We start from the raw sequence: 25476 nt of genomic DNA on the forward strand, positions 1-25476 counted from the left end.
TAATGAAGGTTTTATGTTCTTTTCGAATTTATGGTATAATTAGAGGATTATAAAATTTATTTAGGGAGAAAATATGTTGAATGAGGATATGATATTACAAATATTTAATGAAGGAATAAGTGGTAATAATGGATCAAAAGGTCAAAGGGTCCTTAATAATGATTTAGTTTCTTCTTTTGATATTACAAACGAAGATAAACTAATAAGTGTAGATGGCAATGTAATTTCAGAGAAGCTTTTTAATGAATATCATACAAAAATTGAAATTGATGCAGACAGAAGAGGTGTTTTTTCTACCTTTTGTAGCTGTGCTGATTTTGAAAATAATGAGTTTAAAAAAGAAAATTATTGTTGTAAACATTTAGTTGCAACATTTTATAAAGCATTGGAAGATTTGGCGAGCCACCCTCTTTTAAAAGAAGATGATGTAGTAAAACCAATTACATTTAAAAATAAAAGCAATATATTATCTATGCTTTTAGGTGATGAAAAACAAAAGGATGAGACTAAAATAGAAGTTTATATAAATAAAAATCAGTGGACCAGCGACCTTACAGCTGAATTTAAGATTGGTTTAAGTTCTATGACTTCAAGTAATCTTTATGTTTTAAAGGATATTAATCACTTTATATTAGCATGTTACAATAATATTCCTATTAGTTATAGTAAAAATTTTACCTTTAATGTGAAAAATCAAAAATTGAGTACAAAAGATAAAAGGCTTATTGATTTTATTGAAATGTTAAAAACAATAGAGAGAGAACAAAGAAATAGTCAAAGAAGTGAAGATCGATATGTAGATGGCAAAATTATAAAAATACCTCAATATTTAGCAAGAGAGTTTTTTGAAATTATAACTAAGCATAGGGTTTATTTAAATGATGGTTTTTTTTATAGACCTGTGGATACAGAAATTTTATATGAATCTCCACCACTTGATTTTGACTTGAAATTGATTAAAGATACTTATGTCCTAAAGTCGTCAAGTGGAATGCCAATGTCTTTAGGATCTAAAAATGATGTTTTCTTGTATGGAAGTAATATATATCTTCCAGATTATGAATTCTGTTATAAAATAAATCCATACCTACAAATATTTAATGAGGCAAAGGTTGTAACTATGGAAAGCCTTGAGGAGGAAACTATATTAAGACGGTTAATTCCAAATCTAAATTTTTTATCACCGAGTGTTGTTTTGTCAAAAGCTATTAAGGATAAAATAATAATGGCCAAATGTGAAATTAGTTTTTATTTTGATCAAGTAGGGAAAGATATTACTCTAACTCTAAGGGTTAAGTATGGAACATTTGAGTTTAATATTTTTGAGGATTGTGATGAAAAAATTATATATAGAGACTCTAAAAAAGAGGCTCAGGTGATAGGAGTTTTAAAGACTTTAGGTTTTGCAGAGATAAAGAATATATTTTATTTTTTAAGAGGAGAAGATTACATATTTAAATTTTTTAAAAGTGATATAGGGGGACTTCAAGAAATAGGAGAAGTATATTATTCTCAAAATTTTAAAGGTATAAAATCCTTAGGGACCAAAGGAATTAGTGGGAATATTAAAAGTGGAAAATATAATTATTTTGAAATGGATTTTAAAATAGGGGACATTGAGCCAAAAGAAACTACTCACATTTTGCGCGCATTTAGAAATAATATCAAATATTATAAACTCAAAAGTGGTGAGTACCTTGATTTAGAGGAATTAGAGCTTAATAAATTTCTAAAGCTTTTAGATGTAATAACTCCACCTAATAGCTTGGATAATCATATTGAAATATCAAAAGGTAAGGGCGTTTTTCTAGATAGTTATTTAGAAGATAATAATATTAGATATATAAAAGGTAAAAAAGAACTAGAGGAAGTACACAACAAACTTAAGAATATTAAAAAATTGAATTTCAAAGAGCCGGAAGATCTAAAAGGTACATTAAGAAAATATCAAAAAATTGGATACAATTGGTTTAAAACATTAGATTATTTAGGTTTTGGTGGAATACTCGGAGATGAAATGGGGCTTGGTAAGACTATTCAAGCAATTACTTTTATATTATCAAACAAGGAAAGTAAGAGCTTAATTGTAGCACCTACCTCCCTTATATACAATTGGATTAGTGAGTTTGAAAAGTTTGCACCTACATTAAAGGTGGCAGCAATTAGTGGGCCTAAGGATGAACGAGTAGAGGTAATAAAAAACATAGAAAAATTTGATGTACTTATAACTACATATAATTTATTGAAAAGGGATTTAAAAAACTACGAGCTATTACAGTTCGATTATTGCATAATAGATGAAGCCCAAAATATTAAGAATCCACATTCTCAAAATGCAATAGCAATTAAGGAGATAGTAGCAAAGACAAAATTTGCATTATCAGGTACACCAATAGAAAATTCAGTTATGGATTTATGGTCTATATTTGATTTTATAATGCCAGGATACTTATACGATGAAAAAATGTTTAGTGTAAGATACCATAAGAAACTTAAGGCAAACCCAGAGGTGCTAGAGGACTTAAATAGGCTTATAAAACCGTTTATTTTAAGAAGACGAAAAAAAGACGTTTTGAAGGAATTACCTGATAAAATAGAAAAGACATTAATGGTTAATTTGGAAGATCAGCAGAAAAAAGTTTATAAGACCTATGCAAATTATGCAATGGAACTTATTAAAAACAAGGTAAAAAATGACGAGTTTAAGAATAGTAAAATAGAGATACTCTCGTATATTACAAAGTTAAGACAATTATGTTTAGATCCTGCTGTATTATTAAATGATTATACAGGTGGTAGCGCAAAGATAGAAGCTCTTGTTGAACATCTTCACAAATGCGAGGATGAGCAGCATAAAGTACTCGTTTTTTCGCAATTCACATCTGTACTTAAAAATATACAAAAGAGGCTTAAAGCAGAGGAGATTACCTTTTGCTATTTGGATGGTTCTGTGCCGTCTAAGAAGAGAATGGATTTGGTAGAAACATTTAATGAGGGAGAAGATTCTGTATTCTTAATAAGTTTAAAAGCTGGAGGAACTGGCCTAAATTTAACTTCAGCAGATGTAGTAATCCATTTCGATCCTTGGTGGAACCCAGCTGTGGAAGAACAAGCTACTGATAGGGCACATAGAATAGGGCAGAAAAATGTGGTGAGTGTTATAAAGATTATAGCCAAAGGGACAATTGAGGAAAAGATTCTACTACTTCAAGAAGAAAAGAAAAAACTCATATCAGAGCTTATGGGAGATGAAATGGCTAGTGGCAAAGGATTTAAAACGCTAAGTGATGATGAAATATATGGCTTATTTGAGATGAAGGAATGATTACAAATATATTGTATAATGAAATAAACTAATGCTCACAATAAACTGAGGTGAGATTATGGTTATAAATAATGATACAAAAGAAATGAATAAGTTTTTAAAGGGAATTCATATGGGTGGTGCTACTTTTAAAGATTATCTGGATAAAGCTAAGGATCCAGAGCTTAAAAAGGAGTTAGTTCAAATTATAGAATCATTTAAAAGACATGAAGAGGCAATTACTAATAGAATAGAAAAGATGGGTGGTAATGCAACAGATACTCTCGGAATAATTGGTACTATGGCAGAGTTTGTTGAAAAAATTAAGCTCGCACCAGTAAATAGTGATGTAGAAGTTTGTAAACACGTAGAGGCTGCAATGAAAATGGGAATTAAGCAGGGTAATAAGTTTATAGAGCAGAATAAGGATTTAGATATTAGCTTAATGAGCGAGGTAAAAGCTATTGTATCCGATTATGATATCCATTTAAGAAAAGTACAAGATTCAATGAGCATATGTAAATAGCAAATTTCTCCTACTTATTAAGTAGGAGAAATTTGTTATTTAACGACATTTCAGAAGGCAAGTCACCCATTTCTATAAGCGAGAGTTACATACCCTAATAAATAAAAAACTTCAGTGGGTGTATAAATCCCCTTCTGAAGTCGTTAATGTTGCAGCTCCGAAGGAGATGATTTAATTCCCAAATACATATTTTTCAATACATTGTAATGACATTTATACCATTCATTTTTAGGTTCTAATTCGTAGGCTTTTTCTGCAAAGAATAAAGCACTAACGCTATTTTTCATAACCACGCATACTTCAGAAGCTCCGAAATAGGCAACGCTTTTAGTGTTATCAAGTTCTATAGCGCAAATATACAGTTCAAGAGCCTCTTTTTTATTGGATAGAGAAAGCAGCACACTAGCTTTACCACATAATGCATTGTAAAAATTAGGGCATAGCTTAAGACAAAAATTAAAGCAGTCTAATGCCTTTTCAAAATCATTGAGAATAGCTAAGAACTCTCCTTTTTTTAAATAGATGAGAGCATTTTGATTATCGTCTTCAAGAAGTTTTTCACAATAGTAAACGCATTTATCAAAGTTTCCTGTTAAATCGTTTATATCAATTAACTTCCAGTAAGCGTTTGGGTCACTCGGAAATAATCTAAGATATTCTTTTATACATTTTTCAGCCTCATCAACCTCGTATATTTCTATAAGAGCCTGGGTTTTTACAAAATAAGAATCTGGAAATTCATTATCTAATAAAATTGCTTTATTAAAATTTTTAAAGGCCTTTTTAATCTCTCCATCATTAAAAAGACATTTGCCTTTTTCTATATATTGTTTAACTAAAGTTTCATCACTTATTAATTTAATAATATTTTTCATTAACATGCTCCTCTCGAGTGTAATATCACATTATAATTATTGACACAAAAAAAAATGGTATACATATGACTGCTATTTTATAATGAAGTTTATTTACAAAATAGAAAATAGAAAATATATAGTATTATGTAATTATGATTATCATATAACTGAAAATATTATGTGGTTAAATATATTATAAAATTTTATTAATTAACATGTTAAATTTAAAAAAAACAATATAAAATGTAGTTTTATAATTATATTGATAATAAAGTATAAAATTTATAATTTGAAAATTCAAAAGAGGAGAAAAGAAAATGAACTTATCATTTAAAATTGCTGTACGATTTTTAAAGTCTAGTAAAGGACAAACATTTCTAATAATTATAGGTATAGCTATTGGTGTTTCAGTGCAAATTTTTATAGGTTCACTTATACAAGGACTTCAAAAAAGTCTAATAGATAAAACTATAGGAAATTCTTCTCAAATAACTATATCATCTAATAAAGATGACAAAACAATAGAAAATTGGGAACAAAAAATAACGAAAGTAAAAGAGACGGATAGTAGGATAGAAAGGGTATCACCTGCTGCTGATTCACCTGCATTTATCAAATATAGTGATAAAACTGATCCAATAATTATAAGAGGTTTGAATCTAGCGAATAATAAGGAATTGTATAATATAAAATCTAAAATATATAAGGGTAATATTCCAAAGAATCCATATGAAGTAATAATAGGAAAGAACTTACAAGAGAATTTAAATTTAAAACTAAAAGACAAAATTTATTTAGTTACTCCAAATGGAAAAAGTAAGGAGGCTATAGTAACTGGGTTTTATGATTTGAAAGTAGCAAATATAAATAAATCATGGGTTATAACAAGCTTTAAAACTTCACAGGATATATTTGGTTTTGAAAATAAGATAACTTCTATAGAAATGCAGTTGAATTCAAAAGATGTTTTTAAGGCAGATGAAATTGCAACAAAAATAGAAGCAAAATTGTCTGATAAAAATATAAAAGTTGAAAATTGGAAAGACCAAAATGAAGAATTACTTGGCGGACTTAATGGGCAAAGTGTCTCTAGTTTAATGATACAGGTATTTGTACTTATTTCTGTAACTCTTGGAATAGCAAGTGTGCTTGCAGTAACGGTTGTTCAGAAATCTAAACAAATTGGAATTCTTAAAGCTATAGGCATAAAAGATAGAGATGCTAGTAAAATTTTCTTGTATGAAGGTATTTTACTAGGAGTAGCTGGGGCGATACTCGGAATAACACTTGGAATAACGCTTATGGTAGGTTTTACGAGGTTTGCATTGAATCCTGATGGAACACCAATAATAGCACTTTATTTAGACTATAAATTTATTGCAATATCAGGGGTGATAGCAGTGCTTTCGGCATCTATAGCTGCGTTTATACCAGCAAGAAACTCATCAAAATTAGAACCAATTGAGGTGATTAAGAATGGCTAATATTATTACATTAAAAAATGTAAACAAAATTTATGGAGCTGCTGTTAAGACTCAAGTTTTGTTTGATGCAAACTTAAGTTTTGAAGAAGGGTCTTTTAATTCAATTATAGGACAATCAGGAAGTGGCAAAACTACTTTATTAAATATTATAGGAACATTAGATAAACCGACTAGCGGAGAGGTTTATATAAATAACCAAAGAACTGATAGCATGAATAAAAATGCTTTAGCTGCGCTCCGAAATAAAACTATGGGATTTATATTTCAATTTCATTATTTGTTACCAGAATTTACTGCCATAGAGAATGTGCTTATCCCATATATGATGAATAATCCAAAGCCACCAAAAGAAATTATAGAAAGAGCTAAGGAACTTATGAATATGGTAGGAATTTATAAAGTGAAGGATAATTTGGCATCTAATATGTCTGGAGGACAACAGCAAAGAACTGCTATTGCTAGAGCTTTAATTAATAACCCTAAGATAATACTTGCAGATGAACCTACTGGGAACTTAGATTCGGAGGGAACAGAGAATGTTTACAATATACTAAGGGATATTAACAAGAAACTTAATACTACATTTGTAATTATTACACATGACCAAAGGATAGCTGAAAAAACTGATAGAATAATTGAAATCAAAGATGGAAAAATTAATACGGATACCAATATTGAAAATAAATTTTAAAACTTATTTTATTATATAAAATGATAGTTAAAAATTCGTAGTATATTCAAAAAAATTAGCGATTTGTCTTAAATTCAGTTTTTCATCTTAAAATCCATTTTTATTTACTTTATTGCTTCGTTCATATTGGACAGGCCAATTAATAGCATCTCCTAATTGATTAACGGCTGAAAATGTCCAATAAGGATTTCTTGAAAGTTATCTTCCTAAATATACCAAGTCGTACCTTTTATTGTTTAATATTTCTTCTGCCATTAAAGGTGAAGTGATAAGCCCGCCGTCTATAGATTATTTGTACATAAGTATAGCATTATGTATAAAATAGTAAAGTATGCATTTTACTATTAAAACATTGTAAATATAAAATGTTTTTTTATAATCCTTTTTATTATAATTAATGTCTGTTATAATTAATTGGTTTATATAAAAAAACAATAAAATAATTTTGAAATAGAAAGGTAAATAAAAATGATAAAGTTTAAAAAATTAGGGCTTAATGATGATATTTTAAGTATGATTAAAATTCAAGGAATAACTGAGCCAACACCAGTTCAAGAAAAAAGTATACCATTAATAAAGGCTGGCAGGGATGTTATAGCAGAGGCACAAACAGGTACTGGAAAGACACTTGCATTTTTACTACCAATGTTTGATAATATGTCAGAAGATATTGATACAATTCAAGGATTGATAGTGACACCTACAAGGGAACTTGCTATTCAGATTACTGAGGAAGCAAAGAAGATCGACGGAATTAAAAAGTTAAATATTTTAGCTGCTTATGGTGGTAAGGATATTGGTGCACAACTGAAAAAACTAAAAGGAAATATTCATCTTGTAATTGCAACGCCAGGAAGACTACTAGACCATCTTAGGCGTGGTACGATAAAACTTGATAAACTTAAGACTGTAGTACTAGATGAGGCAGACCAAATGCTTCTTATGGGATTTAAAAATGACATTGAGAATATTTTAATGGCGACGCCTAAAAATAGGCAGACTTTATGTTTCTCAGCAACTATGAGCTCAGCTGTGAAAAAAATGGCGTATAAGTATATGAATGACCCTATAGAAGTAATTATTAAAAAAGAAGAAGCGACGCTTAAGAATATTAAGCAATTTTTAATAGAGACTACAGATAGAAAAAAACAAGAAGATTTATGTAAGGTAATAGATGAGGACAATCCATTTATGGCTATTATATTTTGTAGAACGAAAAGAAGAGTTGATGATCTAGAAGTAGCTCTTTATAAAAAAGGGTATAATTGCAAAAAACTACATTCTGATATAACACAAGCAAAGAGAGAAAAAATAATGAGAGACTTTAAAAAATGTGATATTCAGTATTTGATTGCGACAGATGTTGCTGCTAGGGGCCTTGATATAAATGGAGTAGATCATGTGTATAATTATGATATGCCAGAAACTGCTGAGAGTTATATACATCGTATTGGAAGAACTGGGCGAGCTGGTGAGGATGGATATACATATTTATTTTCAGCACCAAAGGACAAATTCCTTTTAGATGCAATAGAAAAGAAATTGAAAAGTCCAATTCCAAGAAAAATATTGTAGTGAATGATTAAATAGTAGATAGTATAGTAGAACACCTAAAGTTAAAGTGAATAATTAACTTTAGGTGTTCTATTTAAGTTATAACTTTTAATTTTATTATACGATTTTTATTTATATCTTGCACAATAAATTTTGTATCATTATAATTTATTGTTTCACCTGTTTTTGGAAGCCGACCAAGTAAACCTGTAACAAAGCCTCCAATGGAGTCAAAATCATCTGATTCAATGTTTAATCCTATCATCTCATTAACCATACTTATTTTAGTATCACCAGCTACAATAAATTCATCTTCTTTGATAACTTGTATTTGGTCTATATCATCGTCGTATTCATCGTCTATATCTCCAACAATTTCTTCTACTAAATCTTCAAATGTAACAATTCCAGCAGTACCGCCATATTCGTCGAGGATAATTGATATAGGAACTCGTTTTAAACGCATATCTGCAAATAAATCGGCGGTACTTTTAAATTCGTATGTAAAGTAGGGACTTCGCATATGTTTTTCTATTTTAAATTCATCCTTTCCATTTTCAAAGAAAATCAAATCTTTAATATATAAAACTCCAATAATATTATCAACAGTATCTTCATATATTGGAAGTCTTGAAAACTGTTCTTGCCGAAAAATATTTATAAGTTCCGCGTAAGTCGAATTTGAGTTAGCTACAATCATATCGGTTCTTGGAGTCATAACATCCTTTGCTTGTGAATCTCTAAAATCAAATACATTATAAATCATTTGTTTTTCTTCGCCTTCAAGAACTCCTTCTTCATGACTTACACTAACCATAGTTTTTAATTCTTCTTCAGTAATAAAAGGTCTTCTTTTATTAACTTCACCACCAAGGACTTTTATTATTGAATCTGTAATATAAATTAGTACTGTGACAAGTGGATTTAAAATGAAAGTAATTACGCTTAATGGGTTAGCAATTTTTAAAGCAATTTTTTCAGAGTTTTGTGCGGCTAATGATTTTGGTGTTATTTCTGCAAAAATTAATACAAGAATTGTCATTGTAATAGTTGCAATAGCAACTCCCGAGTCTTTAAAATATGTAATTGCGAGAGAGGTTGCTAGCGCAGAAGCTCCAATATTAGCTATGTTATTTCCTACTAAAATACCACCTAAAAGTTTACTCGGATTTTCAAGTAGTTTATTAATTATGTTAGCACCTTTTATTTTTGATTCTACCATATTCCTCAATCTTATTTTACTTAAGGTCATTAATGCAGTTTCAGAAGCAGAGAAAAAGGCTGAACATAATAATAAAATTACTAAACATATAATTTGGAATGTACCATCGGGGACCATAATATAGTTCACGCTCCTTAAGAATTAACATAAGAAAATTATATCATAAAATTAAAGAAAATAAAAATTTTTATGTTTTATATGTATCAATATGGTATCATATCGTTATACTATATAATAACGTAATAATTGTAAGAAAAATAAGTAATCATATTTTAAAATATGGTTAATATAAATATATATAGGTAATTAAAACAGAAGGTATCCTTTTGGGAACTAAAGTTCTTAAAAGTATCTACTTGCAAAAAATGAGTTTACAGTCTAAAATAATATAAGAATAGACAAAGATGATGACATTTATGGTTTACACTAAGTGGAAAGGTTGAGATTATGATTTTTAAAAGACTTACGATTGAAGATAAGGAAATATTTGAAAAGTATATTTATCCATATAAATTTTTGAGTTGTGAATATTCTTTTACAACTTTATATATATGGAGAGAGGCTTGTGATATTTGTTTTACTATTTATAAAGATTCTTTAATAATAAAGAAAATGGATTTTGAGGGAAGATACTATTTTATGCAACCTTTGGGATATAACAAGGAAAAGCTTAAAGAGTTAATAGATGCATTAATTGATTATAAAAAAGAAAATAATATGGAATTTGTATTTAAAGATATTGATGAAGAGTTTATGGAAGAGATAAAAAATATATATGGTGATGCCAAGGGTATCTGTATTAAAGAGGATAGAGATAACTTTGATTATTTATATGAAGCTGAAAAACTTATAAAACTTTCTGGTAAGAAACTTCATGGTAAAAAGAACCATTATAATTCATTTATAAAGAATTATAATTATGAAGTTAAAGACATTAAGGATGCACAGGTAATAAAAGATGTCGTGGTTGCTGCAGAAAAATGGTATGAGCTAAATAATAAGGATCGTATGCTTAATTTTGAACTTCAGGGAATAAAAGATATCCTTGCGAATATGGAAATTGTAAACACTAAGGGTATAGCTGTTTATGTAGATGATAAAATAGTAGCTTTTAGTTTAGGGGAAAAATTGAATGATGATTTAGCAGTAATTCATATAGAAAAAGCAGATACTACTTATAGTGGTGTGTATAGCTTTATTAACAAGGCATTTGTTGATAGAAGTTTTAATGATGTTAAAATAATTAATAGAGAACAAGACCTTGGAATAGAAGGTCTTAGAAAATCTAAATTATCATATCATCCATTTAAATTAGAGAAAAAATATATTCTTAGTTATAGTAATGTATTATAGTTAAAATAGAGTACTTTAATAAGTGATTAAAAAACTAGACTAGCGATCAGCTAGTCTAGTTTTTTGAAAAGTCATGTGGTTATATATAAAATAAAAATGAGGAAAGGTGAAATAATGAAGAATCTTTTGATTGGGGAAAAAGTAAATCTTACGTCTATAAATGAAGGAGACATGCCGGAAATTCAAAAATGGCACAATGATGTATCATTCATGCGTAATTATGATATAGTAAGTGCAACTCCTAAAAATATTGAAGATATACTCGAGACAATTAATGATATAAGTAAGTGCAATACAGCTTATATTTTTGCTGTTAAAATACTTGAGTCGCAAAAAATAATTGGAGTAACGGGATTTGAAAATATTTCTTGGAACAATGGTACTTCTTTAATATACATAGGACTTGGTGAGAGTGAAAATAGGGGACAGGGGTATGGAAAGGAAGCTCTTAAATTAACTATAGAATTTGGGTTTGAGGAGCTGAATTTTCATCGAATATATCTTACTGTGCTTGAATATAATGAACCCGCAATAAAACTATATGAGAAATTAGGATTTAAAAGAGAAGGGGTCTATAGAGAATTTATTCATAGAGATGGTAAAAGGTATGATATGTATTTATATGGGTTACTAAGACCTGAATGGGAAGAAATCTCAAATAAATAATAAATATAATATATAAATAGAGAGGATAAATTAAATTATTTTATCTAGTACATTTCCTATAAACTAAAAATCTTATATACAGAAGAATAAAAGAAATATATTTTATAGCTCAAACTAAAAGTTTGGGTTATGTTTTTTTTAACTTTTATCGTAAAGTTATAGAAAAATTGTAAAAAAACTTAATAGGTGCCTAAAACAAATGGAGTTGTAAATTCAGACTTACCAGAGTTCTTTGAGCCACTGGATAAAAACATAGATGCTAAATTAAAAGGTTATAATTATGCTTAATAGTTATAAATTAAAACTAAAGAAACTACAGGTATGGTAATATGATAAAATGATGTTAAAATATATAAATATTAGCATAGGAGGCATTAAAATGAATAAGTTCAAGGATGATTTTATATTTGGAACGGCTACAGCATCATACCAAATAGAAGGAGGAGCGAGTGATGGTGGAAGAATGCCATCGATTTGGGATACTTTTTCAAAAAAAGAAGAGAACGTTTTTATGGGGCATACTGGTGATATAGCTTGTGATCATTATCATAGAAGTAAAGAAGATGTGAAAATTTTAGATGAAATAGGCGTAGATTCCTATAGATTTTCTATTTCTTGGTCTAGAATATTTCCGTATAAGGATAAGTTTAACCCAGAGGGCATAAAATTTTATAAAAATTTAATTAAGGAATTAAAAGATAAAAAAATCACTCCGGCTGTTACCTTATATCATTGGGATTTGCCACAATGGGCTCAGGATTTAGGGGGATGGGAAAATAGGGAGTGCATATATTGGTTTAAGGATTATTGTACAAAGGTGTTTAAAGAATTTGGACAGGATGTGTCTATGTGGATAACACATAATGAACCTTTTTGTGCATCTATACTTGGAAATTATTTAGGAATACATGCACCAGGAAATAAAGACTTAAAAAAGGCATTAATAGTAGCTCACCATTTATTAGTATCTCATGGTATTGTAGTAAGGGAATTTAGAAAGTTTAAATTAGAAAATAGTAGTATAGGAATCACTTTAAATTTATCACCAACGTATGCAGTGTCAAATAAGCAGGAAGATGTAATGGCTGCAAAAATTAGTGATGGATATACTAATAGATGGTTTTTAGATCCATTGCTTAAAGGACATTATCCAAAAGACATGGTTGATCTATATGAAAAAGAGGTAGGAGTACTAGATTTTATTGTTGATGGAGATTTAAATATTATAGCTACTGATATGGACTTTTTAGGAATAAATTATTACACTAGAAGTATAGTACAATATGATGAACATTCGCAGTTGAAATTTGGAGGAGTAGATGGTGAAAAAGAAAAAACTGCAATGGGATGGGAGAATAGCCCAGAGTCAATGCGTGACTTACTTACAAGAATTAAGGAAGAATATACAAAACTTCCATTGTATATTACTGAAAATGGTGCTGCTTATGATGATGTAGTTACAGAAGATAATAAGGTTCATGATATAGATAGAATAAACTTTATTAAAGCACATATTCAAGTTATGCAAGAATTTATTAAGGAAGGTGGAAACCTAAAAGGGTATTATTTATGGTCTTTCATGGATAATTTTGAATGGGCATATGGATATTCAAAACGTTTTGGAATGGTATACGTAAATTATAATACGCAAGAAAGAATAATGAAAGATAGTGCAATTTGGTATAAAAACTTTATCAAGGTTCGTAGTTTAGAAGTTGATTAATAATAATTAAGGCAGATATACCTGCCTTGATTATTATTAAGATTATTTTTTATATTTTGTTTCTTCCTGAGGAATATTGTTATTAATATTGACCATGTTAGGTATAATAGGTATGTTTATCAAACTGCTGTTTATAGGAAAATTCGAAAAATTATTATTATCTAATTTATTGTATAATTTCTCTTTGTTTTTAGAATTTTTTTTATTCATAAGTACCCACCTTTCAAATTAAAAACTATATTTAACATACGTTACACATAGTTTACCCATTTTAGTATAAAATATAAACATATAATTTATTGAAGTGTAAATTAAAATACTATATATATTTTGACATATAAATACATATAAATAAAGTATTGAATACTTGAGTTGGGGGGCTAATTGATGATAGCTACAATACTCGGAACCCATGGTAAGTTTTCCGAAGAAATATTAAAATCAACAGAAATGATTTTAGAAAAGCAAGAAAACGTTGCTACAATAACTTACTTGCCAGGAGAAGGAGCAAATGATTTGATGAAAAAATATGAGGATGCAATAAAGTCTTTGCAGTGCGAAGCAGGTGTTCTTTTTATGGTAGATTTGTTTGGTGGTAGCCCTTTCAATGCAGCTAGTAGGATAGCAGCAAAAGAAGAAAATATGCATATTATAACTGGAATAAATCTTCCTATGTTACTTGCGGTGTTTTCAGCTAGAGAAGATTCAACTGTAGATGAACTTGCTCGAATAGCAATAAGTACTGGTCAGACGGGAATAAAATCGTTAAAAGAAATTTTGAAAAATATATAAGATGTCGTAATTTGTATACAAATGTTTATGTATTGATGGTAAAATGGTATTTGTCCTTTATTTTAGATTAAATATTGAGGATAATTATCATAATAAGGGAAGTGACACAAGTAATGAAATCTAAAAATAGAGGTATAGTAATTGCGCTAATGGTGGCAATGTTTCTTGCAGCTGTGGAGGGTACAGTTGTAACTACAGCAATACCCACTATAGTTAAAGATTTAAATGGATTTGAACTTATAAGTTGGGTTTTTTCAGCATATTTATTGACATCTGCAATTTCTACACCTATATACGGAAAGTTATCTGATTTATATGGAAGAAAAAATATTCTATCAATTGGAATTACAATTTTTATAGTCGGAAGCTGTCTTTGTGGTATATCAGAAAGTATGTATCAACTTATAGCATATCGTGCAGTTCAAGGACTGGGGGCGGGAGCGATATTTACTGTTACTTATACTATAGTGGGTGATATTTTTACTGCTAAAGAAAGCACGAAAGTTCAAGGTTGGATAAGTACAGTATGGGGAATAGCAAGTTTAGCTGGACCTTTTTTAGGAGGATTTCTAATAGAAAATATTTCTTGGAACTGGATTTTTTTTATAAACGTACCTTTTGGGATAATATCTATAGTACTTTTGCAAAAGAACTTAAGTGAAACTGTTGAAAGGAAGAAACATAAAATAGATTATGTAGGTACATTACTATTTTCCTTAGCAATTATAACATTTTTACTGGGTAGTTTAACTGGTAGTAAAATAAATACTTTAATTTCAATAGTTGTTACAATTGTTTTATTAATTTTATTCTATTATGTAGAAAAAAAAGCGCAGGAACCTATTATACCATTTGATATTTTTACAAAAACCAGCAATATAGTAAATGCTATAAGCTTTTTAGCATCAGGTATTTTAATAGGTGCTGATGTTTATATGCCTTTATATATGCAAAACGTTTTGGGGTTTGGACCAACAATTTCTGGAATATCTATGGCACCGATGTCTATTGCATGGCTTTTATCGTCATTTGTTTTGACTAAAGCTATTCCTAAATATGGTAAAAAAATGGTAATTGGAATAGCTAATCTTATTTTACTTATTAGTTGCCTATTTTTATCTACTTTAAGTATTGAATCTCCATTACTATTAGTTGTAATTTATGGATTTATAATGGGATTTGGTTTTGGAGGAGCATTTACAACATTAACAATAGTGGTACAAGAGTCTGTAGGATATAATAAAAGGGGGGCAGCGACAGCAGTAAATGCTCTAGTGCGAACCCTTGGACAAACTATTGCAGTAAGTATTTTTGGAATCATATTAAACGGGTGTATAGTTAAATATTTTAATAATATAGGCATAAGTGGCATACAGCCAAACAATTTATATTCTACTGCAATTTCGAGTAATATTGTAAGTAAGCTTCAAGTAAAGTTATCTTTAAATTCAGGGCTTCATGAGGTATTTATAGCATTTATTATAATTGCAATAGTGTCACTTGTACTTTCTTTTACATTTGATTCAAAATTAAAAAATAATGCATGTAAGCAATAAGTTAACTAATTGATATTTGTGAAGTGTTTTGCTTCACAAGTGTATTATTAAGTTTGCTTGTTTTTAGTTTGTTTATTCATGAAATTCTCTAGTAGAGTCATAATTAATGCCATAGCAGGAACGCCAAGTAACATTCCTATAATTCCAAATAACCCTCCTCCAAGTACTATTCCAAGGATTATAAGTAGAGGACTAAGCCCGACTTTATCACCAATAATTTTTGGAGAAATGAACCAGCCATCGATATTACTAAGAGTAACAATAAATAATACTATTTCTACAGATTTAATTGGATTAAAGAATATTGTTATTATAACAGCAGGAGCCATTCCTATAATATTTCCAAAGTATGGAATCATATTTGTTATTGCAATTACTAAGCTAAAAGGTAAAGCATAAGGTATATCTAATATAATAAATCCGATAAATGTTATAATTCCAAAAACAATAGAGTCAATTATTTTACCAACGAAATACTTTTTAAATATGGTATTAACTATGTTTAAAAAATCAATTATAGTAATGGCAATGTGTTCACTTGAAATAGAATAAATAAATTTTTCAAGATATAAAATAATAGATTCTTTATCTATTAAAAAATAAACGGATATTACTATACCGGACATTAATTTCATAAATAAAGAACTTAAACCCATTAAGTTATCAAGAACAAGCTGTAAACCTGGGGCAAAATATTTGGATATATCATTATTAAAGGTATTAAGGTATTTATTTAAATAGGAGGTAATATCAAATTTGTTTAATAACTCATTTTGAGATATAAAAGTAGCAGATAATTTATATGATTTATCTGCAAATTTAGGGATATTATTAAATAAATCTACAGCACTGTTAATAATATTAGGGGCAAGTAGAGTTGTTATTAAAATTATAATGCCTACAAAAAGTGTATAAATTATACTTATACTATAAATCCTTTTTATTTTCGTTTTTTTCTCAAGGAAAACCATAAGTGGATTAAGTAAATAAGCTATAACGAATCCCCAGATGAAATAACTCATTAATGAAAAAATCTTATGGAGTATAGAACCCACGTTTTCAATATTATTTACTATTCTGTAAATAAGAAAAGTAATTATAATGATGGGAACAAACTCTATATAAGGTATTTTTTTATATTTTATCACTGTAATTCCTCCAATCAACATTTATATGTATAAGTATAACAGTATATAACAATCATATGGATATATTATGTATTTTAGCAACTTAAATTAAGAAATTAACTTATTTAATTATATCATTCTTAAAAAACTTTAATTATATCCATTTTTAATTGATTTAGTAAGAAAATTAGTTTATAATAATACTGAAAAACATAGAAGAGTCAAGGACAACTTCTGTTGCTAATATATGATATAATGTGCTATAATATAATTATGTTTTAATTACTAATGTTACCTTTTGGGTAGTGATGCTGGTTTTTTTTTATTTATTTGTATAAATGATATGTACAATATAAAAATTCAACAAATGTATTTACGAAGGCAGCAGAGTATTTATGTTGTCTTTTAATGTTTACAATTACATATATTAAATTTTTAGGTACTGTTAGTTAAATAAATCACGTCATTTTAAAGTTTAACACAAATATTATTGTAAATTATTATTGGTAACATATGTATATAAAATAATAAACAGAAAGGCTTTATAAGCCAAGAGGAGCGAATTATTATGGAACAGGTTATTTTGAATGCACTTGAAAGAACTGCAAGCAATAAAAGATTTAATGAAGAAGGTTTTATTGCAGGAGTAATGTATGGTGATGGTACTACAGATGCAACTTCTGTAAAATTTGAATTAGTACCATTAAGAAAAATTCTTGGAAAACATGGTTCTAATGCAAAGGTAGTAGTTAAATACGGAGAAGAAGAAAAAACTGGATTTATAAAAGAAATCCAAAGACATCCAGTAACTGCTAAAATCACACACATAGACGTGCAACTTGTATCTAAAGATCATGAAATTAAATTACAATTGCCTATTGCTTATAAGGGTGAAGAGAATTTAAGCTCACAACGTCTTCAATTACAAATTCAAAAACCAGAAATAGATGTTTTTGGTAAGATGGCTATAATGCCAGATGCATTAAGTATTGATGTATCACAAATGGTACTTGGAGAGTCAATTACAATAAAGAATTTTGATTTAAATAAAGAAATAAAAGTTACTGATAAAGAAGATGAAGTTTACGCATCTATAACACAAATGAAGGAAGAGGTTGAAGAAGTTGAGGAAGTAGTTGCAACTCCTGAAGCAGCTGCTGCTGAACCAGAAGTTAAGGCATAATAAAATAGAAATTATTCAATAATAAAAGGATGAACCATAAAAGTTCATCCTTTTATGTTGTTTTGGATAAATTCAGGTCCAAAACAAAAAAAGTTTTAAGCGCAGTTATAGGTAGGAGGCAAAAGAATGGCAAATATATTGAGATATTCAAAAAAACAATTAGATAGAACACTAAAAGAGTTCGGAAAAAAAGAAAATATAGGAACTAATGACACAGCTGAGTGGGTAAGACTAATTAATGATTTTATATATGAATTTGAACTTAAATCTGAAGTTCATGAAGAAGATAAACTTTCTATAACGACAAATAAGGAAGAGCAAATTGTTATAGAAAAAATGATGTATGCACTAGAAGGTACAAAAACTTCTTTGACTTATATTTTCGATGGTAATGTTACTTATATAGAAGAAGAAAATTAGTTAAGATAATATAGTAAGGGAAGCCAAAATTAATTTGACTCCCCCAAAAAAGGTGTTAGTACATATTTATTTTAAACATAGTTAAATAAGTAACAAATAAATATGATATTATTTACTAGTTCCTTTATTTGAAACTGATTGAGCATTTAGTTTTTTTGTTTCTTCTAAAATAGAGTCACTAGTTCTACTAGACATATTAGACATGTCAGCATTTGAATAACCACTAGTACCTTTATTAGAAACTGATTGGGCATTCAGTTTTTTTGTTTCGTCTATAGAAGCTTCGCTGGTACTACTAGACATATTATAAACGTCTGACATATTAGACATACCTGACATATTAGAATTTGATGCATTGCTATTTCCTTTATTTGAAGCTGATTGATTATTTAATTGTATTGTCTCTTGTAAATTGGCATCATTAGTACTGTTAGTCATACCAGCATTTGATGTAGCGTTTGAACCTCCGTTTGTAGCTGATTGATTATTTAATTTTTTTGTTTCTTCTAAACTATACTTATCCATAAAAATCTCCTTTCAAAATAAAAATTACACTGTGCATATTCAGTGCATTATATAGGATACCCACTTTTTTATAAAATATAGATGAAATTATTAATAAACCTTATGTTTTTTTTCTATCTCATAAAATGTTACTAATATATTAAAATAAATTATTAGAAATATTAATTAATATTAAAAAAAATACTGTTATATTTCTAATTATACAATATGTTGCATTAATGGACGTATCATTTATAAAAACAAAGAAAAATTGTGAATTTTTTATCTAATATTGCAAAAACTATAATAATAAGTTATACTTTAATTAATGATATATGATATATGATATATGATATTTGGCAGAGATAATGAGCCGCGTTATTATAAAGTATTATGCTTTATTTTGGCGTTTTTTTTGTGTATTAATTTGTAAACGGTTCAATAAGACTAATTAAAAAGGGAGTTTTGCTAATATGGCTAAATATATAATGGCACTTGATCAAGGAACAACAAGTTCAAGATGTATTCTATTCAATGAAAAGGGGCTTATTGTAACGTCAGCCCAAAAGGAATTTACTCAGATATTTCCAAAAGCAGCGTGGGTAGAACATGATCCAATGGAAATATGGTCAAGTCAGATTAGTGTTGTAACTGAGGCAATGGCTAAGGTTAATGCTAGTCATTTAGACATAGCAGCAATAGGTATTACTAATCAAAGAGAAACTACTGTAGTTTGGGATAAAAGGACAGGCGTTCCAGTATATAATGCAATTGTATGGCAATGTAGAAGGACAGCGGAGTATTGTGATGAATTAACGGAAAAAGGCTTTGATAAAGTAGTTAGAGCTAAAACTGGATTAATTTTAGATGCGTATTTTTCTGGAACAAAAATAAAATGGATATTAGATAATGTAGAAGGTGCTAGAGCTAAAGCCGAGGCAGGAAATTTATTATTTGGGAACATTGATACATGGCTAATTTGGAATTTAACTGGAGGAAAAACATACGTAACAGACTATTCAAATGCATCAAGAACAATGCTCTTTAACATCCATGAACTTAAATGGGATGATGAATTACTTGAAACATTAAATATACCAAAATCAATGCTTCCAGAAGTTAAACCATCAAGTTGTGTTTATGGACATACGGATAGTTCATTGTTTGGTGGAGAAATTCCTATAGCAGGAGCTGCTGGAGACCAACAAGCAGCACTGTTTGGACAAACCTGTTATAATTCGGGAACAGCTAAAAACACATATGGTACTGGATGTTTTATGCTTATGAATACGGGAGAGAAAGCAATTGAATCTAAACAAGGATTACTTACTACTATTGCTTGGGGAATAGATGGAAAAGTAGAGTATGCACTTGAAGGTAGCGTATTTATAGCAGGAGCAGCTATACAATGGTTAAGAGATGAACTTCAAATGATTGATAATGCTGCTGATTGCGAAGAATACGCAATGTCCGTAGATGATACAAATGGAGTATATGTAGTCCCAGCTTTTGTTGGACTTGGGGCACCGTATTGGGATCCTTATGCAAGAGGAACAATTGTAGGACTTACAAGAGGATCAAAAAAGGCACATTTAATAAGAGCAACTCTTGAAGCTCTTGCATACCAAACACATGATGTACTAAAAGCAATGCAACAAGATTCTGGAATTAAACTTACTGAACTTAAGGTAGATGGAGGAGCTTGTAACAACAATTTCTTAATGCAGTTTCAATCAGATATTTTAAATGTTCAAGTAGACAGACCAGAAGTAACTGAAACTACAGCACTTGGCGCTGCTTACCTTGCTGGTCTTGCAGTAGGATATTGGAAGAGTAAAGAAGAGGTAGCAAAGCATTGGGCGATATCAAGAAGTTTTAAACCTAGTATGACAGAGCAGCATAGAAAAGAACTACTTCATGGATGGCATATTGCTGTTAAGAGATCAGGAATAAGACTTGAGTAGAAATAAGATATATAGATAAGATTTTGTATTGAGCTATTTTATAATAGCTCTTTTTTTAGTGTGAAAATATTCTGTTGGTGATTTATGGTTTAATGATAATAAATTGAATATGGCAGGCTAGCAATTTAATAAACGGATTGTTTATAATTACTTGTTATGTTATTATTAGATATATTAAATAAAAAAGAATAACCGAGCACAGGGGAGTTGGATATGCCAACTGAGAACAAGAATCGAAATTCTTTGACCCTATGACCTGAACTGGATAATGCCAGCGTAGGAAGTTGTTTATTGGTGTATTATATATGAATTATTATATATCACGTTAATTTAACACGAATCCTTTGGATTTGTGTTTTTTTGGTTATGCATCACACTATTTACGCTAGTTTATTTAGGGCTTATTCCTTTTTAATTATATAAGAGAAGGAAGTGTCAATGCATGAAGACTAAAAAGTTAACTATTTCATCACTTTTAATAGCTATCGGCGTAATAGCCGGTAATATCATATTTATACCGGTGGGAGTAGCAAAATGCTTTCCGGTGCAGGCTACAATTAATGTTATATCAGCTGTATTATTAGGTCCTGGATATGGCGTAGCAATAGCCTTTTGTATATCTTTACTAAGAAATATTTTAGGAACAGGTTCGCTTTTGGCATTTCCTGGGAGCATGATCGGAGTGCTTTTAGCTGGAATATTATACAAGAAAACTAAAATGAATCTGATCGCAGTAGTCGGAGAGATATTTGGAACAGGAATCATTGGAGGATTATTAGCATTTCCTATTGCGAGTATTATAATGGGAAAAAAAGTGGGTGCATTATTCTTTGTAGCACCATTTTTAATAAGTACTATTGGAGGAAGTCTAATTGCATTTTTTATTCTTAGAGTAATAGATTTAAAAAAGTTTGTTAATTTAAATAAAGAAGTTAAAAAAGGATAAAGTAGGAGGAAAATAACATGAAAAAAGTTTTAACTATAGCAGGCTCTGACAGTTGTGGAGGGGCAGGTATTCAGGCGGATATAAAAAGCTTAAGCGCAAATGGTGTATATGCAATGAGCGTCATTACTGCCATAACGGCGCAGAATACAATGGGCGTTTTTGAAGTTAGGGACCTAGACGCAGAAATTATTAAGGTGCAAATTGATGCTATTTTCACAGATATAATTGTAGATGCAGTTAAAATTGGTATGGTGTCTAAAATTTCTACAATTGATGCAATAAGTGAAAAATTAGAATTATACAAGCCTAAAAACATAGTACTTGATCCTGTAATGATATCAAAAAGTGGTTATTCACTGCTAAAGCCTGAGTCAAAATCGGCTTTGATTAAAAAACTTATACCTCTAGCATCCCTTATTACACCGAATGTACCAGAAGCTGAAGAAATACTTCGAGAGGTGAATTTAGAGTTTCCAGACATAGAAACTATAGAAGATATGGAAACAGCAGTGAAAGAAATGTATAAGCTAGGATGCAAAAATATACTTCTAAAAGGTGGACATATGAAGGGAGAGGCAGTTGATGTATTTTACGATGGAGAGGAAATTACGCACTTTACGTCTGAGAGAATAAATACAAAAAATACTCATGGCACGGGATGCACTTTATCATCTGCTATTGCTGCAAATTTGGCACTTGGTTTTAGCATGAAGGAATCAATAAAAAAATCAAAACAATATATAACAACTGCTATAGAACACTCTTTGGATATTGGACATGGAGTTGGACCTACAAATCATTTCTATGAATTATATAAAAAAGCGGGCATGGCTAATGATTAAGGATAAGGATAAATTAGGATTCTGGACCTTTGTATTTTTGTGGTTTGGGGCTGCGGTATCTATTGCTGAAATAATGACAGGAGGGTTAATTGCACCCTTAGGATTTAAAATAGGACTAATAGTAATACTGCTAGGCCACTTGATTGGAACTGGAATATTAGTACTGGGTGGTATTATCGGAACTAGGGAAAAAGTGCCAGCAATGACTTCAACTAATATTTCTTTTGGAGTATATAGTACTTATTTATTTTCAATTTTAAATATACTTCAGCTAATAGGTTGGACTGCAATCATGATTAAGGTAGCGGCGAGTTCTGTAAATTTAATATCACAAAGCTTATGGAACTTTAATAATGTTTTAGTATATATAGTTCTTATAGGTGTACTTACAATATTGTGGCTCTATTTTGGAAATGCAGGTATGAAAAAATTAAATATTACAGCTGTATCGTTACTTTTTATACTTACATTGGTGCTCGGATCAATAATATTTAAAGATAAAACACTTCTAACAAAAGCTGCTACTGGTGGAATTTCTTTTGGGGGAGCATTAGAACTTAGTATAGTTATGCCCCTTTCATGGTTACCATTAATTGCAGATTATACTAGATTTGCAAAGAGTGAAAAGGGAGGAGCCTGTGGAAGCTTTATAGGGTATTTCCTTGGAAGCTCATGGATGTTTATTATAGGACTTGGAGCGGCTATAGTTTCAAAGAATTCAGATCCATCAGTTATGATGCTTGCAGCTAATTTAGGGATAGCGGCTCTTGGAATAGTAGTGTTATCCACAGTAACTACTACATTCTTAGATGTGTACTCTGCAGGAGTTTCATTTCTAAATATAGTGCCAAAACTTGGTGAAAAAAAGATTGGTATTATTATGACTGTTATTGGAACGCTTATGGCAATTATAATTCCTATGGAAAACTATGAAAATTTTTTATATGCTATAGGGTCAGTATTTGCATCATTATTTGCTATTTTAATAACTGATTATTTTATAATAAAGAAAAATACAAAAGTGCATTCTAATATACTTGTAAACTGGGGAGCAATTTTTGTGTGGATTATAGGAATAATACTTTATTATTGGTTTATAAAACTTGATTTAGTACTAGGAGCTACAATGCCTGATATGGTTATTACAGGATTTATATATTTAATAAGCTGGAGGATGATGTCAAAATGGAAATTAACAACAAAATAATTAAATTATTAGATGATTTAAGAGAAAAGACCCCACTGGTTCACCAGATAACAAATAATGTTACTATAAATGATTGTGCAAATATAACACTCGCTATAGGTGGTTCACCAGTTATGGCAGAGGATATTCATGAAGTTCGCGAGATGGTATCTCTTGCGTCTTCGCTTGTTTTAAATATTGGGATACTAACTACTGGTTCAATAGAGGCTATGATAGCGGCAGGAAAAAAAGCAAATGAATTAAATATACCAGTTATATTAGATCCTGTGGGAGTAGGAGCGACAAGCTATAGAAATGAAAGTTGTAAAAAAATTATGAGTGAAGTAAAACTTGCAGTAATAAGAGGAAATTTATCCGAAATAAAATCAATATATGGTATAGATACTGTAACAAGAGGTGTAGATGCATCAGAGAGTTTTGTGGCTGGAAGTAATGAATTTACAAAGGCAAAAGCAATGGCAAGAAATTTTGCTGATAAATTTAATACAGTTGTAGCTATAACAGGCGAGGTGGACATTATAACAGATGGAAAAACTCTTTATGCTACATCAAATGGTCATAAAATGATGTCCAGAGTTACAGGTACTGGTTGTATGTGCACTGCAGTTATTGGTTGTTATTTAGGAGCAGGAGATAATAATTTAATAGCGGCTCTTGCAGGAGTTGTTTCAATGGGCATAGCTGGAGAAACAGCCTACGAAAGATTAGATAAAAAAATTGAGGGTTCAGGAACATTTAGAGTGAAAATGATAGACGCTATGTATAATTTATGCGATATAGAAATAAATAAAAGGAGTGAAATAAATGAAGAATAAAATTAATTACAGTATTTATCTTCTTACAGATAGAGAGATGCTTGTGGATACTGATATATATACTGCAGTGGAGGAGTCTATAAAAGGTGGAACTACATTGGTTCAACTTAGAGAAAAAGACATAAGCACTTTAGAATTTTATAATATTGCATCCAAGGTTAAAGCAGTTACTGACAAATATAATGTACCACTCATTATAAATGATAGAATAGACATAGCTTTGTCTATAGATGCTGCAGGGGTTCATCTGGGTCAAAGCGATATGCCGGCTAGCATTGCGAGGGGCATAATAGGAAATGATAAGATAGTTGGAATTTCTATATCAACGATTGAGGAAGCGCGAGAGGCAGAAAAAGAAGGTGCAGATTATGTAGGCGTTGGTGCAATGTTTCCTACAACTACTAAAGATGATGCAAGTGCGGTTTCAGTGCCATGCTTAAAAGAAATTAAAGATAATATTTCCATTCCTGTAGTTGCTATTGGTGGAATTACACATAAAAATGTTGATTTATTAAAGGGAGCAAATATTGATGGAATCGCTGTAATTTCAGATATCCTTGCAAAAAAATGTATAAAAGAGGCAACAGAGAAATTAGTAGCAGCAATGAAATAAAAATAGTTAAAATCAAGTAAAAACAAAATATATGAATCCTAATATGATTAATAATCTATTAGGATTTTATATTGTGTCTTTATATATAATTAATGTAATAAAATACAAAGATACTATAATATATATA

At 29.6% G+C, this 25476-nt stretch carries 23 protein-coding genes and 1 riboswitch; of the genes, 18 read left to right on the forward strand and 5 right to left on the reverse strand.

Going from position 1 to position 25476, the window contains the following annotated elements; genetic code table 11:
• The first annotated feature begins 73 nt into the window (after positions 1-73).
• Both KPL37_RS01280 and KPL37_RS01285 read left to right on the forward strand, forming a co-directional pair.
• On the forward strand, positions 74-3325 hold the full coding sequence (locus KPL37_RS01280; protein ID WP_216145429.1) for a DEAD/DEAH box helicase: 3252 nt from the start codon (positions 74-76) through the stop codon (positions 3323-3325).
• Positions 3326-3383: 58 nt separating this feature from the next.
• Positions 3384-3830, forward strand: a complete 447-nt coding sequence (locus tag KPL37_RS01285; RefSeq protein ID WP_216145430.1) for a DUF2383 domain-containing protein — start codon at positions 3384-3386, stop codon at positions 3828-3830.
• 143 nt (positions 3831-3973) lie between these two features.
• Here KPL37_RS01285 and KPL37_RS01290 read toward each other — a convergent pair whose 3' ends face one another.
• Entirely contained in the window at positions 3974-4705 is a 732-nt protein-coding gene (locus tag KPL37_RS01290; protein ID WP_216145432.1) for a tetratricopeptide repeat protein, read from the reverse strand.
• A 299-nt stretch (positions 4706-5004) separates the two neighbouring features.
• Here KPL37_RS01290 and KPL37_RS01295 point away from each other — a divergent pair, with 299 nt between their 5' ends.
• The 3 genes from KPL37_RS01295 to KPL37_RS01305 all read left to right on the forward strand — a co-directional run bounded on the left by KPL37_RS01295 (position 5005) and on the right by KPL37_RS01305 (position 8437).
• A complete protein-coding gene (locus tag KPL37_RS01295) occupies positions 5005-6171 on the forward strand; it encodes an ABC transporter permease (RefSeq protein WP_216145434.1) in 1167 nt (388 codons plus the stop codon).
• Complete coding sequence (locus KPL37_RS01300; RefSeq protein ID WP_216145436.1) at positions 6164-6862, forward strand: ABC transporter ATP-binding protein; 699 nt, start codon at positions 6164-6166, stop codon at positions 6860-6862. Before KPL37_RS01295 ends, KPL37_RS01300 begins: the two co-directional genes overlap by 8 nt.
• A gap of 468 nt (positions 6863-7330) precedes the next feature.
• Positions 7331-8437 carry a DEAD/DEAH box helicase gene (locus tag KPL37_RS01305; RefSeq protein WP_216145437.1) on the forward strand — a complete coding sequence of 369 codons (1107 nt, stop codon included), beginning with the start codon at positions 7331-7333 and terminating at the stop codon, positions 8435-8437.
• Positions 8438-8510: 73 nt separating this feature from the next.
• Here the strand turns inward: KPL37_RS01305 and KPL37_RS01310 are convergent, their stop codons facing one another.
• A complete protein-coding gene (locus KPL37_RS01310; protein ID WP_216145438.1) occupies positions 8511-9755 on the reverse strand; it encodes an HlyC/CorC family transporter in 1245 nt (414 codons plus the stop codon).
• 327 nt (positions 9756-10082) lie between these two features.
• On the opposite strand from KPL37_RS01310, the gene KPL37_RS01315 reads away from it, so the two are divergent.
• The 3 genes from KPL37_RS01315 to KPL37_RS01325 all read left to right on the forward strand — a co-directional run bounded on the left by KPL37_RS01315 (position 10083) and on the right by KPL37_RS01325 (position 13380).
• On the forward strand, positions 10083-10991 hold the full coding sequence (locus tag KPL37_RS01315) for a DUF2156 domain-containing protein (protein WP_216145607.1): 909 nt from the start codon (positions 10083-10085) through the stop codon (positions 10989-10991).
• A gap of 96 nt (positions 10992-11087) precedes the next feature.
• A complete protein-coding gene (locus KPL37_RS01320) occupies positions 11088-11657 on the forward strand; it encodes a GNAT family N-acetyltransferase (RefSeq protein WP_216145439.1) in 570 nt (189 codons plus the stop codon).
• 379 nt (positions 11658-12036) lie between these two features.
• Positions 12037-13380 carry a GH1 family beta-glucosidase gene (locus KPL37_RS01325; RefSeq protein WP_216145440.1) on the forward strand — a complete coding sequence of 448 codons (1344 nt, stop codon included), beginning with the start codon at positions 12037-12039 and terminating at the stop codon, positions 13378-13380.
• A 42-nt stretch (positions 13381-13422) separates the two neighbouring features.
• On the opposite strand, the gene KPL37_RS01330 is transcribed toward KPL37_RS01325, so the two are convergent.
• Positions 13423-13590 (reverse strand): hypothetical protein, encoded by a 168-nt coding sequence (locus tag KPL37_RS01330; RefSeq protein WP_216145442.1) that lies wholly within the window; start codon positions 13588-13590, stop codon positions 13423-13425.
• 177 nt (positions 13591-13767) lie between these two features.
• On the opposite strand from KPL37_RS01330, the gene KPL37_RS01335 reads away from it, so the two are divergent.
• Complete coding sequence (locus tag KPL37_RS01335; protein ID WP_216145443.1) at positions 13768-14172, forward strand: mannose/fructose/sorbose PTS transporter subunit IIA; 405 nt, start codon at positions 13768-13770, stop codon at positions 14170-14172.
• Between the two features lie 113 nt (positions 14173-14285).
• On the forward strand, positions 14286-15728 hold the full coding sequence (locus tag KPL37_RS01340) for an MDR family MFS transporter (protein ID WP_216145444.1): 1443 nt from the start codon (positions 14286-14288) through the stop codon (positions 15726-15728).
• A gap of 47 nt (positions 15729-15775) precedes the next feature.
• Here KPL37_RS01340 and KPL37_RS01345 read toward each other — a convergent pair whose 3' ends face one another.
• Positions 15776-16876 (reverse strand): AI-2E family transporter, encoded by a 1101-nt coding sequence (locus KPL37_RS01345; protein WP_216145445.1) that lies wholly within the window; start codon positions 16874-16876, stop codon positions 15776-15778.
• A gap of 547 nt (positions 16877-17423) precedes the next feature.
• Here KPL37_RS01345 and KPL37_RS01350 point away from each other — a divergent pair.
• Both KPL37_RS01350 and KPL37_RS01355 read left to right on the forward strand, forming a co-directional pair.
• Entirely contained in the window at positions 17424-18038 is a 615-nt protein-coding gene (locus tag KPL37_RS01350) for a 50S ribosomal protein L25 (RefSeq protein ID WP_216145446.1), read from the forward strand.
• Between the two features lie 126 nt (positions 18039-18164).
• Positions 18165-18458 carry a hypothetical protein gene (locus tag KPL37_RS01355; RefSeq protein ID WP_216145447.1) on the forward strand — a complete coding sequence of 98 codons (294 nt, stop codon included), beginning with the start codon at positions 18165-18167 and terminating at the stop codon, positions 18456-18458.
• A 108-nt stretch (positions 18459-18566) separates the two neighbouring features.
• Here the strand turns inward: KPL37_RS01355 and KPL37_RS01360 are convergent, their stop codons facing one another.
• Entirely contained in the window at positions 18567-18983 is a 417-nt protein-coding gene (locus tag KPL37_RS01360) for a hypothetical protein (protein ID WP_246578084.1), read from the reverse strand.
• 452 nt (positions 18984-19435) lie between these two features.
• Here KPL37_RS01360 and glpK point away from each other — a divergent pair, with 452 nt between their 5' ends.
• The 6 genes from glpK (at position 19436) to thiE (ending at position 25349) form a co-directional block, all read left to right on the forward strand.
• The gene (glpK, locus tag KPL37_RS01365) at positions 19436-20926 is read left to right on the forward strand and encodes a glycerol kinase GlpK (protein WP_216145448.1); all 1491 of its coding nucleotides are present in this window, start codon (positions 19436-19438) and stop codon (positions 20924-20926) included.
• 190 nt (positions 20927-21116) lie between these two features.
• Positions 21117-21227: riboswitch (TPP riboswitch) on the forward strand.
• A 141-nt stretch (positions 21228-21368) separates the two neighbouring features.
• Positions 21369-21872, forward strand: coding sequence for an energy coupling factor transporter S component ThiW (gene thiW / locus KPL37_RS01370; protein ID WP_216145449.1), 504 nt, complete (start codon positions 21369-21371; stop codon positions 21870-21872).
• A 17-nt stretch (positions 21873-21889) separates the two neighbouring features.
• The gene (thiD, locus tag KPL37_RS01375) at positions 21890-22714 is read left to right on the forward strand and encodes a bifunctional hydroxymethylpyrimidine kinase/phosphomethylpyrimidine kinase (protein WP_216145450.1); all 825 of its coding nucleotides are present in this window, start codon (positions 21890-21892) and stop codon (positions 22712-22714) included.
• Entirely contained in the window at positions 22707-23921 is a 1215-nt protein-coding gene (cytX, locus tag KPL37_RS01380) for a putative hydroxymethylpyrimidine transporter CytX (protein ID WP_216145451.1), read from the forward strand. The genes thiD and cytX overlap by 8 nt, the downstream gene beginning before the upstream one ends.
• The gene (gene thiM, locus KPL37_RS01385; protein WP_216145452.1) at positions 23900-24736 is read left to right on the forward strand and encodes a hydroxyethylthiazole kinase; all 837 of its coding nucleotides are present in this window, start codon (positions 23900-23902) and stop codon (positions 24734-24736) included. Before cytX ends, thiM begins: the two co-directional genes overlap by 22 nt.
• Complete coding sequence (gene thiE / locus KPL37_RS01390) at positions 24726-25349, forward strand: thiamine phosphate synthase (RefSeq protein ID WP_216145453.1); 624 nt, start codon at positions 24726-24728, stop codon at positions 25347-25349. Before thiM ends, thiE begins: the two co-directional genes overlap by 11 nt.
• Positions 25350-25476 lie beyond the last annotated feature (127 nt).

Origin of the sequence: Clostridium frigoris (assembly GCF_018861865.1) — a bacterium.
Taxonomy (GTDB): Bacteria; Bacillota; Clostridia; order Clostridiales; family Clostridiaceae; genus Clostridium_AD; species Clostridium_AD frigoris.

Bases quoted from the DNA above. Each gene is read 5' to 3' on its own strand.
- KPL37_RS01335 (WP_216145443.1), top strand. From the start codon at position 13,768: ATGATAGCTACAATACTCGGAACCCATGGTAAGTTTTCCGAAGAAATA.
- KPL37_RS01320 (WP_216145439.1), top strand. From the start codon at position 11,088: ATGAGGAAAGGTGAAATAATGAAGAATCTTTTGATTGGGGAAAAAGTA.
- KPL37_RS01295 (WP_216145434.1), top strand. From the start codon at position 5,005: ATGAACTTATCATTTAAAATTGCTGTACGATTTTTAAAGTCTAGTAAA.
- thiW (WP_216145449.1), top strand. From the start codon at position 21,369: ATGAAGACTAAAAAGTTAACTATTTCATCACTTTTAATAGCTATCGGC.
- KPL37_RS01305 (WP_216145437.1), top strand. From the start codon at position 7,331: ATGATAAAGTTTAAAAAATTAGGGCTTAATGATGATATTTTAAGTATG.
- KPL37_RS01360 (WP_246578084.1), bottom strand. From the start codon at position 18,983: ATGGATAAGTATAGTTTAGAAGAAACAAAAAAATTAAATAATCAATCA.
- cytX (WP_216145451.1), top strand. From the start codon at position 22,707: ATGATTAAGGATAAGGATAAATTAGGATTCTGGACCTTTGTATTTTTG.
- thiE (WP_216145453.1), top strand. From the start codon at position 24,726: ATGAAGAATAAAATTAATTACAGTATTTATCTTCTTACAGATAGAGAG.
- thiD (WP_216145450.1), top strand. From the start codon at position 21,890: ATGAAAAAAGTTTTAACTATAGCAGGCTCTGACAGTTGTGGAGGGGCA.
- KPL37_RS01325 (WP_216145440.1), top strand. From the start codon at position 12,037: ATGAATAAGTTCAAGGATGATTTTATATTTGGAACGGCTACAGCATCA.
- KPL37_RS01280 (WP_216145429.1), top strand. From the start codon at position 74: ATGTTGAATGAGGATATGATATTACAAATATTTAATGAAGGAATAAGT.
- thiM (WP_216145452.1), top strand. From the start codon at position 23,900: ATGGAAATTAACAACAAAATAATTAAATTATTAGATGATTTAAGAGAA.
- KPL37_RS01300 (WP_216145436.1), top strand. From the start codon at position 6,164: ATGGCTAATATTATTACATTAAAAAATGTAAACAAAATTTATGGAGCT.
- glpK (WP_216145448.1), top strand. From the start codon at position 19,436: ATGGCTAAATATATAATGGCACTTGATCAAGGAACAACAAGTTCAAGA.
- KPL37_RS01285 (WP_216145430.1), top strand. From the start codon at position 3,384: ATGGTTATAAATAATGATACAAAAGAAATGAATAAGTTTTTAAAGGGA.
- KPL37_RS01310 (WP_216145438.1), bottom strand. From the start codon at position 9,755: ATGGTCCCCGATGGTACATTCCAAATTATATGTTTAGTAATTTTATTA.
- KPL37_RS01290 (WP_216145432.1), bottom strand. From the start codon at position 4,705: ATGAAAAATATTATTAAATTAATAAGTGATGAAACTTTAGTTAAACAA.
- KPL37_RS01355 (WP_216145447.1), top strand. From the start codon at position 18,165: ATGGCAAATATATTGAGATATTCAAAAAAACAATTAGATAGAACACTA.
- KPL37_RS01350 (WP_216145446.1), top strand. From the start codon at position 17,424: ATGGAACAGGTTATTTTGAATGCACTTGAAAGAACTGCAAGCAATAAA.
- KPL37_RS01340 (WP_216145444.1), top strand. From the start codon at position 14,286: ATGAAATCTAAAAATAGAGGTATAGTAATTGCGCTAATGGTGGCAATG.
- KPL37_RS01330 (WP_216145442.1), bottom strand. From the start codon at position 13,590: ATGAATAAAAAAAATTCTAAAAACAAAGAGAAATTATACAATAAATTA.